The 18,173-nt window shown below is 39.5% G+C and carries 16 protein-coding genes; all 16 read left to right on the top strand.

Going from position 1 to position 18,173, the window contains the following annotated elements:
- Positions 1-4: 4 nt before the first annotated feature.
- The 16 genes from EV282_RS09680 (at position 5) to EV282_RS09605 (ending at position 18,055) form a co-directional block, all read left to right on the top strand.
- On the top strand, positions 5-1,531 hold the full coding sequence (locus EV282_RS09680; protein WP_130295636.1) for an ABC transporter ATP-binding protein: 1,527 nt from the start codon (positions 5-7) through the stop codon (positions 1,529-1,531).
- Complete coding sequence (locus EV282_RS09675) at positions 1,521-2,573, top strand: ABC transporter permease (RefSeq protein ID WP_226534736.1); 1,053 nt, start codon at positions 1,521-1,523, stop codon at positions 2,571-2,573. Before EV282_RS09680 ends, EV282_RS09675 begins: the two co-directional genes overlap by 11 nt.
- Complete coding sequence (locus tag EV282_RS09670; RefSeq protein WP_130295635.1) at positions 2,573-3,535, top strand: ABC transporter permease; 963 nt, start codon at positions 2,573-2,575, stop codon at positions 3,533-3,535. Before EV282_RS09675 ends, EV282_RS09670 begins: the two co-directional genes overlap by 1 nt.
- A gap of 407 nt (positions 3,536-3,942) precedes the next feature.
- The gene (yfmF, locus tag EV282_RS09665; RefSeq protein ID WP_242611849.1) at positions 3,943-5,268 is read left to right on the top strand and encodes an EF-P 5-aminopentanol modification-associated protein YfmF; all 1,326 of its coding nucleotides are present in this window, start codon (positions 3,943-3,945) and stop codon (positions 5,266-5,268) included.
- Positions 5,249-6,538 carry an EF-P 5-aminopentanol modification-associated protein YfmH gene (yfmH, locus tag EV282_RS09660; RefSeq protein WP_130295634.1) on the top strand — a complete coding sequence of 430 codons (1,290 nt, stop codon included), beginning with the start codon at positions 5,249-5,251 and terminating at the stop codon, positions 6,536-6,538. The genes yfmF and yfmH overlap by 20 nt, the downstream gene beginning before the upstream one ends.
- Before the next feature lie 60 nt (positions 6,539-6,598).
- Positions 6,599-7,324 carry an elongation factor P 5-aminopentanone reductase gene (gene ymfI, locus EV282_RS09655; protein ID WP_130295633.1) on the top strand — a complete coding sequence of 242 codons (726 nt, stop codon included), beginning with the start codon at positions 6,599-6,601 and terminating at the stop codon, positions 7,322-7,324.
- Positions 7,325-7,393: 69 nt separating this feature from the next.
- Complete coding sequence (locus EV282_RS09650) at positions 7,394-7,651, top strand: DUF3243 domain-containing protein (RefSeq protein ID WP_130295632.1); 258 nt, start codon at positions 7,394-7,396, stop codon at positions 7,649-7,651.
- A gap of 134 nt (positions 7,652-7,785) precedes the next feature.
- The gene (locus tag EV282_RS09645; protein ID WP_130295631.1) at positions 7,786-8,562 is read left to right on the top strand and encodes a DUF3388 domain-containing protein; all 777 of its coding nucleotides are present in this window, start codon (positions 7,786-7,788) and stop codon (positions 8,560-8,562) included.
- An 18-nt stretch (positions 8,563-8,580) separates the two neighbouring features.
- A complete protein-coding gene (locus tag EV282_RS09640) occupies positions 8,581-9,447 on the top strand; it encodes a helix-turn-helix domain-containing protein (RefSeq protein ID WP_130295630.1) in 867 nt (288 codons plus the stop codon).
- 38 nt (positions 9,448-9,485) lie between these two features.
- Entirely contained in the window at positions 9,486-10,064 is a 579-nt protein-coding gene (gene pgsA / locus EV282_RS09635; protein WP_130295629.1) for a CDP-diacylglycerol--glycerol-3-phosphate 3-phosphatidyltransferase, read from the top strand.
- A gap of 148 nt (positions 10,065-10,212) precedes the next feature.
- Positions 10,213-11,454, top strand: coding sequence for a competence/damage-inducible protein A (locus EV282_RS09630; protein WP_130295628.1), 1,242 nt, complete (start codon positions 10,213-10,215; stop codon positions 11,452-11,454).
- Positions 11,455-11,582: 128 nt separating this feature from the next.
- On the top strand, positions 11,583-12,626 hold the full coding sequence (gene recA, locus EV282_RS09625) for a recombinase RecA (RefSeq protein ID WP_130295627.1): 1,044 nt from the start codon (positions 11,583-11,585) through the stop codon (positions 12,624-12,626).
- A 378-nt stretch (positions 12,627-13,004) separates the two neighbouring features.
- Complete coding sequence (gene rny / locus EV282_RS09620) at positions 13,005-14,570, top strand: ribonuclease Y (protein ID WP_130295626.1); 1,566 nt, start codon at positions 13,005-13,007, stop codon at positions 14,568-14,570.
- 249 nt (positions 14,571-14,819) lie between these two features.
- On the top strand, positions 14,820-15,080 hold the full coding sequence (spoVS, locus tag EV282_RS09615; protein ID WP_010193268.1) for a stage V sporulation protein SpoVS: 261 nt from the start codon (positions 14,820-14,822) through the stop codon (positions 15,078-15,080).
- Positions 15,081-15,444: 364 nt separating this feature from the next.
- Positions 15,445-17,187, top strand: a complete 1,743-nt coding sequence (locus EV282_RS09610) for a 2-oxoacid:acceptor oxidoreductase subunit alpha (RefSeq protein ID WP_130295625.1) — start codon at positions 15,445-15,447, stop codon at positions 17,185-17,187.
- 1 nt (position 17,188) lies between these two features.
- Complete coding sequence (locus EV282_RS09605) at positions 17,189-18,055, top strand: 2-oxoacid:ferredoxin oxidoreductase subunit beta (protein ID WP_130295624.1); 867 nt, start codon at positions 17,189-17,191, stop codon at positions 18,053-18,055.
- Positions 18,056-18,173: the final 118 nt, after the last annotated feature.

The following is an 18,173-nucleotide window of genomic DNA, read 5'->3' as shown; positions in this document are numbered from 1 at the left end:
CAGAATGGAATACGTAATTGACATGCGGAATATCCGTAAAGAATTTCCGGGAATCGTAGCGAATGACAATATTACCCTTCAGGTTAAAAAAGGTGAGATTCATGCCCTTCTTGGAGAGAACGGTGCTGGAAAATCAACGCTTATGAATGTCTTGTTCGGACTTTACGAGCCTGAACAAGGAGAAATATACGTTAAAGGCAATAAAGTGGTGAACAATGATCCGAATATTGCAAACTCACTTGGTATTGGGATGGTTCATCAGCACTTTATGCTCGTTGATAAATTTACCGTTACAGAAAATATCATTCTAGGAAAAGAGCCGACGAAAGGCGGAAAAGTAGATTTACATACTGCCGCAAAAGAAGTTCAGGCCCTTTCTGATCAATATGGACTAAGAGTTGATCCGTATGCAAAGATCGAGGACATATCTGTAGGGATGCAGCAGAGAGTTGAAATCTTAAAGACACTTTATCGCGGTGCAGATATTCTAATATTTGATGAACCTACTGCAGTTTTAACTCCTCAGGAAATCTTGGAACTGATTCAGATTATGAGAAAACTAGTAAGTGAAGGGAAATCCATCATATTGATTACTCATAAGCTGAAAGAGATTATGGAAGTGTGTGACCGCTGTACAGTCATTCGAAGAGGAAGAGGCGTTGGTACAGTGGACGTTAAGGATTCCAATCCAGATTCGCTTGCTGCGATGATGGTAGGTCGGGAAGTGAATTTTACGGTTATCAAGGGAATCTCAGAACCAAAAGAACCTGTTCTGACGATAAAAGATCTTGTTGTTCTAGACAGCCGTAAAGTTCCGGCTGTAAACGGATTGAACCTGACAGTAAAAGCCGGCGAGATAGTCGGTATTGCAGGTGTAGACGGAAATGGCCAATCGGAGCTATTAGAGGCGATTACTGGACTTAGAAAAGCTAATGAAGGTTCTATTCATTTAAGGGATAAAGATATTACCAACAAGACACCTAGAAGTGTAACTGGAAGCGGGCTCGCACATATACCTCAAGATCGTCATAAACATGGACTTGTATTAGATTTTTCGGTTGGAGAGAACATGGTGCTTCAAACCTATTACCAAAAGCCTTTCTCTAAAAACGGAATTCTGAAATTTTCGCCAATATTTGATAAGGCTAAAAAGCTTATCTCTGAATATGACGTTAGAACACCTGATGCATATACACCTGCCCGAGCCTTATCAGGAGGAAATCAGCAGAAAGCGATCATAGCACGAGAAGTAGACCGTGATCCAGACTTCTTAATAGCCGCTCAGCCTACACGCGGATTGGATGTAGGTGCGATCGAATTTATTCACTCTAAACTTATTGAACAACGTGACAAAGGCAAAGCTGTTCTGCTTGTATCCTTTGAACTTGATGAGATTATTAACGTGAGTGATCGTATAGCCGTTATGTATGAAGGCAAAATCGTAGCGATTGTGGATCCGAAAGAAACGACTGAGCAAGAACTTGGCTTATTGATGGCTGGTGGAAAGAGAGGTACTGTAAATGCAGAATAAAAATAATAAAATGAAACTTCTTGTGCCTCTTGTTTCTGTTTTCCTTGGATTGTTAATCGGTGGAATTATCATGCTAGTTAGCGGATACAGACCGATCGAAGCTTATGTAGCATTATTTCAAGGGATGCTTGGAGGCCCGTATTATATCGGTGAAACGATCAGACAGATGTCACCTCTTATTCTTTCCGGACTTGCAGTAGCGTTTGCATTCCGTACCGGATTATTCAATATCGGTGTTGAGGGTCAGCTGTTAGTTGGCTGGCTCGCGGCTGTTTATGTTGGTGTAACTGTTGATGCACCAGCAATTGTACACATTCCTCTTGCTATTCTTGCTGCTGCTGTAGCCGGCGCATTATGGGGAGCAGTACCTGGTATATTAAAAGCTAGATTTAAGGTTCATGAAGTCATTACAACGATAATGATGAACTATATTGCGCTTTACACTACCAATGAAATCATCCGTAACTTTTTGCTTGCTCCAGGTGAGCGAACAGAGAATGTGAAAGAATCTGCTTCTCTTGCCTCACCATTCTTGCAAAGCATCACGGAATATTCAACCTTGCATTACGGTATCATCGTTGCCCTGATTGCGGCTGTGATCATGTGGTTCTTGCTCTGGCGAACTACAATGGGTTATGAACTCCGTGCAGTCGGATTCAATCAGCACGCGTCTCAGTATGCTGGTATTAATGTATCAAAAAATATTGTTCTATCAATGGCCATTTCCGGTGCATTCGCAGGAATCGCAGGAAGTATGGAAGGTCTTGGAACGTATCAGTACATGACGATTAATGCTGCATTCACAGGTGTTGGTTTTGATGGAATCGCAGTAGCTCTTTTAGGGGCAAACAGCGCTATCGGAGTAGTCCTTGGTGCAGCACTATTCGGTGGTTTAAAGATCGGTGCACTCAACATGCAGTCTATCGCAGGTGTTCCGACTGAACTTGTTGGAGTCGTGATCGCACTTATCATCTTCTTTGTTGCATGCAGTTATATCGTTCATTGGCTGATGAACCGTGTAAGCAAAGGGGGTAAAATCTAATGAGTTTTATGGATATTCTTGCACTAATTGTCCCTGCTGCAATCGTTTCAGCAGCTCCACTGATCTTCACAGCGTTAGGCGGTGTATTCAGTGAACGTTCCGGTGTTGTTAATATCGGTCTAGAAGGTTTAATGCTCTTTGGTGCTTTTACAGGAGCAGTAACGATTTATTATGGAGAACAGCTTGGATTAGGCGGTGCATCTCCCTGGGTAAGTTTTATCGTGGCAATGATTGTAGGTGCAATGCTTGCTTCTATTCATGCACTGGCGAGTATTACACTTAAGGCGGATCAAGTTGTATCCGGTGTTGCTTTAAACTTCCTGGCTGCAGGACTTGCTATCTTCTTAACGAAAAAAATCTTTAATGCAGGACAAACACCAGTAATCTCGGAAAGAATTTCAAAGAGCGATATTCCGTTCTTGTCGGATATTCCTCTAATCGGAAAGCTTTTCTTCTCAAACGCGTATCTAACATCCTATGTGGCTGTTGGTGTAGCTTTAATCGTATGGTATGTACTATACAAAACACCTTTCGGGCTGCGTTTGCGTTCTGTAGGTGAACATCCGATGGCTGCTGATACGATGGGGATAAACGTAACAAAAGTACGCTATATCGGAGTTTTATTAAGTGGAGCTCTTGCAGGTCTTGGAGGAGCAGTATATGTGGCTTCAATCTCTGGAAACTTCACACACTCTACGATAACAGGACAAGGTTTTATGGCGCTTGCAGCAATGATTTTTGGAAAGTGGCATCCGCTTGGAGCGTTAGGAGCAGCTTTATTCTTTGGATTAGCTCAAGCGATCAGTATTTCTGGATCTCACATTCCATTCTTACAGGATATTCCGAAAGTATTCCTATTAATCGCCCCATACGTTCTAACAATCTTAGCATTAGCAGGACTTGTAGGACGAGCAGATGCACCGAAAGCTCTTGGAACGCCTTACGAAAAAGGAAAAAGATAAATCACAAGACTGATTTCGTAATTATTGTTGCTATTGGAAGTAGTTGATTTCCGCTCCAGGTGCTCGCTTTCCGCGGGGCGGGCGGTGAGCCTCCTGGCGCATTGCGCCTTCAGGAGTCTCACCTGTCCGCTTCATGGAAGTATCCTTGCTCCTGCGTCTACAAGTAAATGCTACCGATGTGAGCTTCCTCGTCGCATGCCTAGCGAGAGGCTTCTTAGGTGGTAGGCACGCACCTTGCGCTCCAATCAACTAGACAATAAAGCGTACTCAACAAAATCGTCAAAAGCAGCAATCTTTTCAAATTGATCCAAAAACAAAAAGTTCGCCTTATGGCGGACTTTTTTTCTTTTGAAAGAAGGATTGTCATGGTGAGTATAGAAAATGGGTAAACTAGGATGTAGGCTATAATGAAAGGGGCATTTATCCAGATGGGAATAGTAAACCATGAAAAAACAGATCTCCATGGTATAACCGTACATACGATAGAAACAAAGAAGTATAAGACCACGTCTTTTATTCTGCAGATCAAACAGTCAATTAATGAAAAAAACGTTACAAAAAGAGCATTGCTGTCATATGTTCTCCAAAGTGGAACGAAAGATTTTCCATCCAGCAAAGAGTTAAGAAGTGCTTTGGATGACCTATATGGTGCTACCTTAAATGCTGATCTCTCAAAAAAGGGTGAGAACCAGGTAATCAGCATCCGTATGGAAGTAGCAAATGAGAAGTTCTTATCGAAATCTGAACCTGTCCTCGACAAAGCGTTTCATTTGCTCTCTCAAGTTTTGCTAGCGCCTGCTCTTGAAAATGGTGTGTTTAAAGAAAATATTGTAAAAAAAGAGAAGCGCAGCTTAAAACAGCAGATCGAATCCATCTATGACGATAAGATGCGTTATGCAAATAAGAGGTTGCTCGAAGAAATGTATGAATCAGAACCTTATCATTTAAATGTATACGGTAATGAAAATGAAGTAGATGCGATCACTTCAAAGGAATTATTTGATTATTATCAGGAAGTCATCATGAAAGACAGAATAGACCTATATGTAATCGGAGATATTTCAACAAAAGAAATGGTCGAAAAAGTCAAAAAGCACTTTCGTTTTTCAGAAAATCGAAATGAAACGGTTGAAACTGACAAGCAAAATCGCGAAGAAAAGAAAATCTCGGAAGTTAAAGAGATCTTCGAAGAACAAGATGTGCAGCAAGGAAAACTCCATATGGGGTATCGGACATATACCACATACAGCGATGAAGATTATTTTGCACTTCAAGTTTTCAATGGAGTTTACGGAGGCTTTTCGCATTCAAAGCTCTTTATCAATGTTAGAGAAAAAGAGAGTCTTGCATATTATGCGGCTTCCAGGTTTGAAAGCCATAAGGGTGCAGTGTTTGTAATGAGCGGAATCGAAACTGGAAATTACGAAAAAGCGGTAAAGATTATAAAAGAACAGCATGAAGAAATTAAGAACGGAAACATCACAGATGCGGAATTTGAACAGACAAAAGCAATGATCAATAACCAGGTACTTGAAACGATTGATCATCCGATCGGTTTATCAGAGGTCCTCTATCACAATGTAGTCGCAGGGACGAACAGAACCATTGAAGAATGGATTGAAGGCATACAGAATGTAACAAAAGAAGATGTTGTAAGTGTAGCTAAAAAGGTAACATTGGATACCATTTTCTTCTTGAAAGGAGCAGGCACAAATGGGAATGAAAACATTTGAACAACTAGATGAAACATTGCATTTTGAGGAACTTGAAAATGGCTTGAAAGTATATGTGCTTGAAAAGAAAGGCTTTAACAAAACATATGCTACTTTCACAACTCACTATGGATCTGTAGACAACCATTTTAAGCCTCTCGGAAAGAATGAAGAAGTTAAAGTTCCTGATGGGATCGCACACTTTTTAGAGCATAAATTGTTTGAAAAAGAACATGGAGATGTCTTTCAGGATTTCAGCAAACAAGGAGCATCAGCAAATGCATTTACGACATTCAACCGTACTGCATACCTTTTTTCAACAACGAGTGATGTAAAAAAGAATTTAACAACATTGATCGATTTTGTTCAAGAGCCCTACTTTACAGAGAAAACAGTGGAAAAAGAAAAAGGAATTATCGGCCAGGAAATCCGAATGTACGATGATAATCCAGACTGGAGAGTGTACTTCGGGCTGATCGAGAACATGTATCATCATCATCCAGTAAAGATTGATATTGCAGGTACAGAAAAATCAATCGCTAAAATCACAAAAGATACTCTCTATGAGTGCTACGAAACATTTTATCACCCAAGCAACATGATCTTGTTTGTCGTAGGCCCAGTAAATGCTCAAGAAATTCTTCATTTTGTAAAAGAGAATCAATCACAAAAATCTTTTAAAGAAAAAGCACCGATCGAACGTTTTTTTGCAGATGAGCCGCCTGCAGTAGCGAAAACTGAAAAAATAATCGAGATGACTGTGCAGACACCAAAATGCTATATAGGTTTTAAGGAGGCAACTCCTAAGCGTAAAGGAAAAGAATTGATGCGTCATGAGCTTTGTGTAAACTTGGCACTTGAAATGATGTTTGGAAAAAGCTCTCCAAATTACGAAGCGCTTTACGAAGAAGGATTGATCGATCAGACTTTTTCTTTTGATTACACGGAAGAGAACGGTTTCGGCTTTAGTATGCTAGGCGGGGATACTCAGTCTCCTGACGAATTAGTTAAACGTGTATCGAATATGGTTGAAGCTTTTAAACAGGATAATATCTCAACTGATTCATTTGAAAGAGCTCGAAAAAAGAAGATTGGTGCCTTTTTAAGATCATTAAATTCTCCTGAGTTCATTGCAAACCAATTCACAAGATATGCTTTTAATGAAATGGATCTGTTTGATGTAATTCCTGTATTCGAATCATTGCAAGCAAGTGATGTTGAAGAAGTTCTTCAAAATCACTTTAAGAAAGAAGCGATGACTGTTTGCCAAGTTCGTAAAAAAAAGTCATAATATAATCAAAAAAACATCCTGATTCAAGGATGTTTTTTACTTTCAGAGAGGGTTGTGAATTTGAAAACTGCGCTCGTTACTGGTGCAACTGGAGCTATTGGATCTAAAATATGCCAGATGCTAGCCAACCGCGGCTACTTTATATATATACACTACAATACGAACGCTGATGCGGCGATGAAACTTCAAGAAGAACTCGAAACCCGATATAAAGCAAAAAGTGCAATTATTTCTGCAGACTTGTCACTTCCAGAAGGACCGGAAAACTTATCTAAACAAATAACAGGTTCTATAGATATATTAATTTATAACTGTGGAGCACAGCATTACGGGCTTTTGACAGATTTTTCGGATCGATCAATAAATGAAACGATGCAGCTGCACCTTTTAAGTGCTATTTCTGTTACAAGATCAGTCATTCCTGAAATGGTTCGGAATAAAGCAGGAAAAGTGATTATGATTTCCTCGGTTTGGGGAGAGGTAGGAGCTGCCTGTGAAACGGTTTATTCTGCTGCCAAAGGAGGGTTAAATGCTTTTGTAAAAGCATTATCAAAAGAACTTGCCCCGAGCTGCATTCAAGTAAACAGCGTATCACCAGGAGTTATTGCTACACCTATGCTTGATCAGTTTTCAGAAATAGAAAAAGCAGAACTTGCATCAGATATTCCAGCAGGAAGGTTTGGAGAACCTGATGAAGTTGCTCATGCGGTAGAATTTTTGATAAGCGATAAAGCAGATTACATTTCAGGACACATCTTATCAATAAATGGATCGTGGTTTACATAAATTTTATGTATAAAAAACATCAATCTAAGGGATATTAATGCTGTATCAAACCTTTAAGGAGGAGACAGCATGTCTGTATTAGACAACTTTGGCCAATGGAAAAATTTCTTGGCAGAACGATTGAATCATGCTGAGCATGAAGGCATGAACCACGATACGATCTCAAATTTAGCTACAGAAATCGGCGGATATTTAGCTAACCACGTTGAACCTAAGAACGAGGAAGAAAAAGTTCTAGCCGATCTTTGGAAAGTGGCAGATGAAAATGAAAGACACGCCATTGCTAACATGATGGTCAAGCTTGTTCAAAACGACGGTAGCCGCTAAACTTAGAGAGGATGTTAAGATTTTTTTCTTAACATCCTTTTATTTTTCTTTCATAATAAATTGAAATCATTTATTATTAATTACAAGAATAAATGTAGAAATTTGTTTCATTTTGAAGAATAAGGAGCTGAAGCATGGGAGAGCAGGAATGGTATTTAGAGTATGAAATACATAAAAACCGGCCGGGCCTCCTTGGGGATATATCATCCTTGTTAGGTATGCTTGGCATTAACATCATTACGATCAATGGTGTTGATAACGAGCGGCGTGGTATGCTGCTGATTATTGATAATGAAGAGAAAACTAACCGGTTAAGATCTATACTGGATTCTATGGACAACATTACAGTAACCAAATTTCGCAAACCAAAGCTGCGTGACAGACTGGCTGTCAGACATGGACGATATATTGAACGTGATGCGGATGACAAAAAAACGTTTCGGTTTATTCGTGATGAGCTCGGTATATTGGTTGACTTTTTAGCTGAATTATATAAGGTTGAAGGACATAAATTAATCGGTGTCAGAGGAATGCCTCGTGTAGGAAAAACAGAAAGTATAGTAGCTTCGAGTGTATGTGCGAATAAAAGATGGGTCTTTATTTCATCAACTTTGCTTCGTCAAACCGTCAGAAATATGCTTGCCGACGATGAATATGATTCTGATCATGTTTTTATTATCGATGGAGCAGTATCTGCAAGAAATATGAACGATAAGCATTGGCAGCTGATTCGTGAAATAATGAGGCTTCCTGCGGCTAAAGTTGTAGAACACCCTGATCTTTTTGTGCAGCAAACCGAATATACGTTAGATGACTTTGATTACATTATCGAGCTAAAAAGTCACCGCGATGAAGAAATTACATATGAGGCTCTTAAAGAAGATCCAACAGGATTTGGAAATCTAGAATGACATAAGTGGGTGGGAAGGTTGACAGAACTCGGAAAACTATTGAAAGAAAAACGCGAAGAAAAAGGCATGTCACTAGAAGAACTTCAAACAGCGACAAAAATACAAAAGCGTTATTTAGCTGCGATTGAAGAGGGAAACTATGATGTGCTGCCAGGCACATTTTATGCAAGAGCCTTTATTAAAAATTATTGTGAAGCAGTAGGATTAAACTACGAAACGATCTTTGATGAGTATTCACATGAAATCCCGCAGGCAGTAAAAGAAACAACAACGGAATTTGAACCTCGGTCAAAAAGAGAACGCTCATCTGTTAACGAAGAGAATTCTTTTTTAAAGCGGTTAATCCCGATTTTACTTATCGGAGTTTTAATTATTGCAGTTCTTTTCTTTGTGTGGAAATTTTTGCTGCCGGATGGAAATGATCAGGCTAAACCTGGTGAAGATGTAAAATCCGTAGAATTAGATGCGGATGATAACAAACCAAAAAAGAAAGCAGAGCCAAAAAAAGAAGCTGATAAAGAAGAAACAAAAAAGGAAGAACCAGCTGAGAAAGAAGAAGCGGCAACACCAAAATTGACAAAGATTCAGACAACAGGCAAAGTAACAACATATGAGATGTCTGATGGAAATGAGCTCGTGATTGATCTGACAGCATCTGGGCCAAGTTATGTAGGAATTAAGGATGAAACCGGCAAAAGTCATTTTGATAGTCAGATTAAAGAAGGAGAAACAAAAAGTTTTGATTTAACTTCTGCAAAAGAGGTTACTTTAAATATTGGTGCATCTCATGTAACATCTATTAAAATAAATGGTGAACCATTCACTTATCCTGTACCGCCTGCAGATTTAGTTCACCAAAAGATTGTTATTAAAAAGGCACAATAATTAAATAAGACGTTGACCGTATTTTGGAGGAATTTGTTTTGAATTTACCTAACAAGATAACAATATCTCGAATTTTTTTGATCCCGCTATTTATGATTGTACTTTTAGGCGGATTTGATTGGGGAACATGGGAGTTAGCAGGAGAAAAATTACCTGTTACTCATTTTGTAGCCGCTCTGATCTTTATATTTGCATCCAGTACGGACTGGGTAGATGGTTACTATGCACGTAAATACAACTTAGTAACAAACTTAGGAAAGTTTTTAGATCCTCTTGCAGATAAGCTTCTTGTGTCTGCTGCTCTTATCGGTTTAGTAGAACTAGGTGCAGCTCCTGCTTGGATGGTTATCGTTATCCTCAGCCGGGAATTTGCAGTAACGGGTATCCGAGCTGTTGCTTCAGCTGAAGGAGAGGTTATTGCAGCAGGTCAGATGGGGAAACTGAAAATGTGGATACAAATTATAGCAATATCCGCTCTGTTGCTTCATAATCTACCTTTTGCATGGATCGGCTTTCCGTTTGCAACAATAAGCTTATGGCTTGCTACGTTAATCACTCTATATTCCGGGTGGGAATATTTTTTGAACAGCAAACACATTTTACTAAAATCAAAGTAAATCATGAAAAACAGGAGAGGAATACTCCTGTTTTTTTATTCTTACTAAGAGAGAAAACTAAAAATCAAGCTATAATTAGTATAATATCTTTTCTTTTACAAAGTTGAAGTAAAATGAATTGAAGATATAATCAGGGAGAGTGGTTGAGATGAACGCAGAAATTATTGCTGTCGGCAGTGAACTGCTTTTAGGGCAGATCGTTAATTCCAATGCTCAATATATTTCCAAGAACCTGGCTGACATAGGGGTGAACGTTTTTTATCATACGGTTGCCGGAGATAATGAAAAGAGATTGTCTTCTGTTGTAAAAACGGCCTGCTCGCGTTCGAACCTTCTTATTTTTACTGGAGGTCTGGGACCGACAAAGGATGATCTAACAAAAGAGACGATTGCGAAATTATTCAATAAAGAACTGGTTCATGATGAAGTTTCTCTGCGTTACATAACAAATTATTTTGCACAAACAAACAGGGAAATGACTGATAACAACAAGAAACAAGCTCTTGTAATAAAGGATGCCAAAGTATTGCCTAATGAAAACGGAATGGCTCCGGGCATGGCCTTTACTCAAGATGAACTAACCTGTATATTGCTACCAGGTCCTCCGAGTGAAATGAAGCCAATGTTCATTAATTACGCTGTTCCTTTTCTTCTTTCAAAGATGGATGTGCAAACTAGATTATATTCGCGTGTTTTGAAGTTTTTTGGCATAGGTGAATCGATTCTTGAAACAAAGCTTCAAGATTTGATTGAAAAACAAACCAATCCAACGATAGCTCCATTAGCGTCAGAACATGAAGTGACAATCCGTCTGACTGCTGCACATACCGATCAAGAAGAAGCCAAGAAACTACTTGATGAGACAGAGTCAGAGATTGTGAGAAGAACATCTGCTTACTTTTACGGGTACGAGAATGATACACTGGAAAAACAGACAATGGATACTTTGATGAAAAGAAATGCTACTGTTGCCTGCGCAGAAAGTTTAACAGGCGGTTTGTTCGGAAGGGTTTTGACAGATCAGCCAGGGTCGTCATCTGTGTTTAAAGGCGGTATAATTGCCTATTCCAATGAATTAAAGAGAAATTTGCTAAGTGTACCTGATTCTTTACTAAAAAACTACGGTGCAGTCAGTGAAGAATGTGCGGAGTGGATGGCTGAACATATTAAAAAGATAGCCAATACAGATTACGGGATCAGTTTTACAGGTGTCGCAGGACCAGAACAGCAAGAAGAAAAGCCTGCTGGAACAGTTTTTATCGGCGTTGCAGGGCCGAAGCAGACAAAAGTCTTTCCTTTAAAACTTGCAGGAACAAGGAAGAGTATTCGTGAAAAAACAGTAAAACATGGTTTATACTTATTAAATCAATTGGTCAAAGAAGATCAATAAAAAAATCGAATAAATGTTCGCAAAATGATTGGCAAAATGATAAAAAAGAGATATGATAGAAAAGTAGTTAACAAAGGAATTAATGAATCAAAAATAAATGAAGATACAAATTAGAGGAGTGAATTTTGATGAGCGATAGAAAAGCGGCTTTAGATATGGCTCTGCGTCAAATTGAAAAGCAATTTGGTAAAGGTTCAATTATGAAACTGGGTGAACAGACTGATCAGAGAGTTTCAACTGTTTCCAGTGGTTCCATTGCCTTAGATATTGCACTTGGGATCGGCGGTTACCCTCGCGGCAGAATAATCGAAGTTTATGGTCCGGAATCTTCAGGTAAAACAACTGTTGCACTTCATGCCATTGCTGAAGTACAAAGAAACGGCGGACAAGCCGCATTTATTGATGCTGAGCACGCGCTGGATCCTGTATATGCACAAAAACTTGGTGTTAACATCGATGAATTGTTACTGTCACAGCCTGATACCGGTGAGCAAGCGCTGGAAATCGCTGAAGCACTTGTTCGAAGCGGTGCGGTTGATATTCTAATCATTGACTCAGTTGCTGCTCTTGTACCAAAAGCTGAGATTGAAGGGGAAATGGGAGACTCACACGTAGGTCTCCAAGCCCGATTGATGTCTCAAGCATTGCGTAAACTTTCAGGGGCGATTAATAAGTCCAAAACGATCGCAGTATTTATTAACCAGATCCGTGAAAAAGTCGGAGTTATGTTCGGTAATCCTGAAACAACTCCTGGCGGAAGAGCTCTAAAGTTCTATTCTTCAGTACGTCTAGAGGTGAGAAGAGCAGAACAGCTTAAACAGGGTCAGGACGTTGTCGGAAACAAAACAAAGATCAAAGTTGTGAAAAACAAGGTTGCTCCTCCATTCAGAACGGCTGAAGTTGATATCATGTACGGAGAAGGAATCTCTTATCAAGGAGAAATTTTGGATATTGGTTCAGAGATTGATATTGTCCAAAAAAGTGGAGCCTGGTATTCATATGAAGGTGAGCGTTTAGGACAAGGCCGTGAAAATTCTAAGCAATTCTTAAAAGAAAACCCTGAGATTGCGGCAGCGATTGTTGCTGAAATCCGTAACTACTATCAGTTAGAAGGAAAAGCAGCAGAAGTAGAAGCTCCTGCTTTAGAAGAAGAATTTGAGCTGACAGAATAGTAAGAAATGCGGCCAGTCATTTGACTGGCCCTTTTTGTATTTGCTCTCATCACGAGCATACTGGAGCGGAATCAACCACTTCCAAAAGCAATAGTGAATGTGACAACAATCTAATTTCTTGAAGCGGAATTTCGTCGAATAAAGGCAAATAATGCTCCTTGCTATTTTTAAGTCATCCTATTATTATAGAAGATTGACTCTCTTGACAAGCTATTGGCACACCTATAAAATGGAGATATATTTTGATTTCTTATGAAATTAAAAGATATGTATAGAATTTGTACGACATGAATGGTGCAGAGCACATGTAACATGAATGACGCCAAGAAATGCAGTATGAAAAGCAGAAAAGCAGAATAAGCAAGAGGAGGTGGAAATATGCCAAGTTTAGCAGTATTCATCTCCAGTTTGCTTGTCTCATTAGGTGTCGGTGCAATTGTCGGATATCTTGTTAGGAAATCAATTGCTGAAGCGAAGATTTCAAGCGCAGAGCGTGCAGCTGCGCAAATTGTTGAAGATGCAAAGCGCGATGCTGACGCCAGCAAGAAAGAAGCGCTGTTAGAAGCAAAAGATGAAATCCATAAGCTACGTACCGAGGCAGAACGCGAGATTCGCGAACGTCGAAACGAGCTTCAAAAACAAGAACATCGATTGGTTCAGAAAGAAGAGATCCTGGACAGAAAAGGTGAAACTCTTGACAAGAAAGAGGAATCTTTAGAAAGACGTGAGGAATCTCTCACCAAAAAACAGCGACAAATTGAAGAGATTGAAAGCAAAGTGGAGGAATTGCTGGAGGAACAGCAACGAGAGCTTGAGCGCATTTCCAGTATTACCAGGGATGAAGCCCGCCAAATCATTATGACTGAAACTGAGAACGAGATGACACATGAATTGGCAATGATGGTAAAAGAAATGGAAAATCGTGCAAAAGAAGAAGCGGACAAGAAAGCGAAAGAAATTCTTTCACTAGCTATCCAACGCTGCGCAGCCGATCACGTAGCAGAAACAACAGTCTCTGTGGTAAATCTTCCTAACGATGAAATGAAAGGAAGAATTATTGGACGTGAAGGACGAAACATCAGAACACTTGAAACATTAACAGGTATCGACTTAATCATCGATGATACACCTGAAGCTGTTATTTTGTCTGGTTTTGATCCTATCCGTCGCGAGATTGCGCGTATGGCTTTGGATAAACTTGTTCAGGATGGAAGAATCCACCCTGCAAGAATCGAAGAAATGGTTGAGAAATCACGCAGAGAAGTGGATGAGTACATTCGAGAAGTTGGTGAACAAACTACGTTTGAAGTAGGTGTTCACGGACTTCATCCAGATCTAATTAAGATCCTAGGTCGTTTGAAATATCGTACAAGCTACGGTCAGAACGTACTGAAACATTCAACAGAAGTGGCTTACTTAGCTGGCTTAATGGCAGCTGAAGTAGGTGAAGATGTACATCTTGCTAGACGTGCTGGATTGCTTCATGATATCGGTAAAGCGATTGATCATGAAGTTGAAGGCAGCCACGTTGATATCGGGGTTGAACTTGCTACAAAGTATAAGGAACACCCTGTTGTTATCAATAGTATCGCGTCCCACCATGGTGATACAGAACCAACATCAATTATCGCTACTCTAGTGGCAGCAGCAGATGCATTATCAGCTGCAAGGCCAGGAGCGCGCCGTGAAACTTTAGAAACGTATATTCGCAGACTCGAAAAGCTGGAAGAGATTTCAGAGTCATTTGATGGCGTAGAAAAATCTTTTGCTATTCAAGCAGGACGCGAAATTCGTATCATGGTCAAACCGGATATGATTGATGATGTTGCTTCTTATAGACTTGCCCGCGATATAACCAAGAAGATTGAGAGTGAACTGGATTATCCAGGACATATCAAAGTAACGGTTATTCGTGAAACACGAGCAGTAGAATACGCAAAATAATGAACAGGTTCAAAAGGCTATTAAAACCTTTTGAGCCTGTTTTTTTATTTTTCATATGCAATATTCCGAGATTTTTAAAAATCAATAAGGTTTGAACTGTCAATGTTAAGGGAATCAGATAACCGGGGTTTATTCAGAAGGTCAACTCAGCAGAACAAAAGATACAGGTAAATTTGTTACTGCAGGAATACAAGCCTTGATCAATGAATATAGTAGAACAGGTATCTATCCTGAAGGAGGTTCAAAACAATGGAAATATTAAAAGTTTCAGCAAAATCCAACCCCAATTCTGTAGCTGGTGCACTTGCAGGTGTTCTCCGTGAAAGAGGAGGCGCTGAAATACAGGCGATCGGTGCAGGTGCATTAAATCAAGCTGTAAAAGCAGTAGCGATTGCAAGAGGATTCGTAGCACCGAGCGGAGTTGACCTCATATGTATACCAGCATTTACAGATATCTTAATTGATGGGGAAGAAAGAACAGCCATTAAATTAATAGTGGAACCGCGATAATGAAAAAATGAAAAAATGAAAAAACCTGTTTACTTCAAAATGAGTAAGCAGGTTTTTTTGTGATTTAAATTTTCTACAGAGATTGCTTATGGAGGAATATAGAGAAATATAATAGAATTGATTAGTACAAGAACTGTCATGGCATCAATAACAATGTGTCTCTTACATGATTTACCTGTTTTTGAAATAGTTTGAATAATTTCAGCCGAATACTTGCATTTTTATTAAGTTAAGTCTAGAATTGTAGACGTTTAGTACATAATTTATTTAACGTATCAAAACGTTGAAATCACCATGAATGAAAAACACAAAACTAGGTAATTTCTCAAAAATTAACGTTTGGGTTACTGAAAGGGTGGAGTACATGATTGATCAACTTTCTTGGAAAGTTGGCGGACAGCAGGGTGAAGGTATCGATAGTACAGGTGAGATTTTTGCGATGGCTCTTAATCGCCTTGGCTATTATCTCTATAGCTATCGACACTTTTCTTCTAGAATTAAAGGCGGTCATACCAACAATAAAATTCGTGTTAGCACGAGTGAAACCCGTTCTATTTCTGATGATCTTGATATTTTAATAGCATTCGATCAAGAAACGATTGATGTGAATGTACATGAACTTCGTGACGGCGGAGTAGTGATAGGAGATTCTAAATTCAATCCTACTGTACCAGAAGATCTGAATGTCAGATTGTATGCGGTTCCATTTACGGAGATTGCAAGTGAACTTGGTACTTCTCTTATGAAAAATATGGTAGCGATCGGCGCGACAAGTGCCGTATTAGGTCTGCCTGTTGAAAGCTACTTGGAAGTCGTTGAAGAGATTTTCTCCCGCAAAGGTGCAAAAGTAGTAGAAAAGAACATGGAAGCTATCCAAAAAGGCGCAGATCATTTTAATGAATTATCTGGTGGCCAGATTGATGGTTTCCAATTAAATAAAGCAGATGGCAAAAAGAGAATGTTCATGATCGGAAACGATGCAATCGCATTAGGTTTTGTTGCAGGCGGCGTTCGTTTTATGGCAGCTTATCCTATCACACCTGCTTCAGAGATCATGGAGTACCTAATTAAGAAGCTGCCTGAATTTGGCGGAACAGTTATTCAGACAGAAGATGAAATCGCTGCATGTACGATGGCAATTGGTGCGAACTATGCTGGAGTTAGAACGATTACTTCATCTGCAGGTCCTGGACTCTCATTAATGATGGAAGCACTTGGACTGTCCGGAATGACAGAAGTGCCATTAGTTGTTGTTGATACACAGCGTGGAGGACCATCTACAGGACTTCCGACCAAACAAGAACAATCTGATCTAATGGCGATGATTTACGGGACACATGGGGAAATTCCAAAGGTAGTCATGGCACCAAGTACTGTTGAAGAAGCATTTTATGATGCTGTAGAAGCATTAAATATTGCAGAAGAATATCAATGTCCAGTTATATTACTGACAGATCTTCAGCTTTCACTCGGTAAACAATCTGTAGAACCATTAGATTTTAGCCGTGTGGAAATTCGCCGAGGTAAACTTGAACCTAATCAGGAGCTGCCTGAAACGGATGATAAAGATGGTTACTTTAAACGATATGAAGTTACAGAAGATGGTGTCTCGCCTCGTGTAATACCGGGTATGAAAAATGGTATTCACCATGTTACAGGTGTAGAACATGATGAAACTGGAAAACCTTCGGAAGTAGCAGCTAACCGTCAAAAGCAGATGGATAAGCGTCTACGCAAATTAAATAACCTTAAGTTCAATGTACCGGTAGTAAAGCAGGGGCAACACGCGGAACCAGATATTCTTCTTGTAGGATTTAACTCTACTAGAGGTGTTATTGAAGAAGCGATGCCGCGTCTTGAAGCTGATGGATTTAAAGTAAATCATGCGCACATCCGCTTGATCCATCCATTCCCGGCTGATGAGATGAAACCGTTAATCGATTCTGCGAAAACCGTAATCGTTGTTGAAAATAACGCAACTGGACAATTAGCTAACATTTTAAAAATGAATGTTGGACAGCATGAGAAAATTAAGAGCTTACTAAAATATGATGGAAATCCTTTCTTGCCATCTGAAGTTGTCATGAAATGCAAGGAGCTGGTTTAATATGGCTACATTCAAAGATTTTCGTAACAGTATCAAACCTAACTGGTGTCCGGGTTGTGGAGATTTTTCTGTACAGGCAGCTATTCAAAGGGCAGCCGCAAATGTCGGTTTAGAACCAGATAATCTTGCGGTTGTATCTGGAATCGGTTGTTCCGGGCGAATCTCTGGATATATTAAGTCTTATGGTTTCCATGGAATACATGGACGTTCATTGCCTATCGCACAAGGTGTTAAGATGGCAAACCGCGATTTAACTGTTATTGCTTCTGGCGGTGACGGAGACGGATTTGCTATCGGTATGGGTCACACGGTACATGCGATCAGAAGAAATATTGATATCACTTACATCGTTATGGATAACCAAATTTATGGACTGACGAAAGGACAAACGTCTCCGCGTTCAGAAGTTGGTTTTAAGACAAAAAGTACGCCAGAAGGTTCTGTAGAATCAGCTATTGGCATTATGGAGCTTGCTTTAACGGCAGGTGCTACATTTGTTGCTCAAAGCTTTTCAACAGATCTGAAGGAACTTACTTCTATTATTGAAGCCGGTATTAACCACAAAGGGTTCTCTTTAATCAACGTGTTTTCTCCTTGCGTTACATACAATAAGGTAAACACATATGACTGGTTTAAAGAACACTTGGTTCCGTTAAGCTCCATTGAAAACTATGATTCTTCAAACCGCATGATGGCTATGCAAACATTGATGGAGAATAAAGGCCTTGTCAAAGGGATTATCTATCAGGATAAAGTAAAGCCTTCTTACCAGGATCTTGCTCATGGCTATAGCAAAGAAGCTCTAGCTAAAATGGATTTAAACCTTTCAGAGGAAAAGTTTAATCAGCTTATGACAGAATTCATGTAATTCATAGCCTTCTCCTATTTTTAGGGGGAGGTTATTTTATTAATTTCAAATTTTTTTATTAATTTTTTTTTGGTATCTGCGTATGTCCATCTGGGGAGAACACTGCTCTTTACCTCAC

This window comes from Fictibacillus sp. BK138 (assembly GCF_004216955.1).
Classification (GTDB): domain Bacteria; phylum Bacillota; class Bacilli; order Bacillales; family Fictibacillaceae; genus Fictibacillus.
Note: the sequence above shows the minus strand (reverse complement) of the source record. Positions and strands in the feature narration are given on the sequence as shown.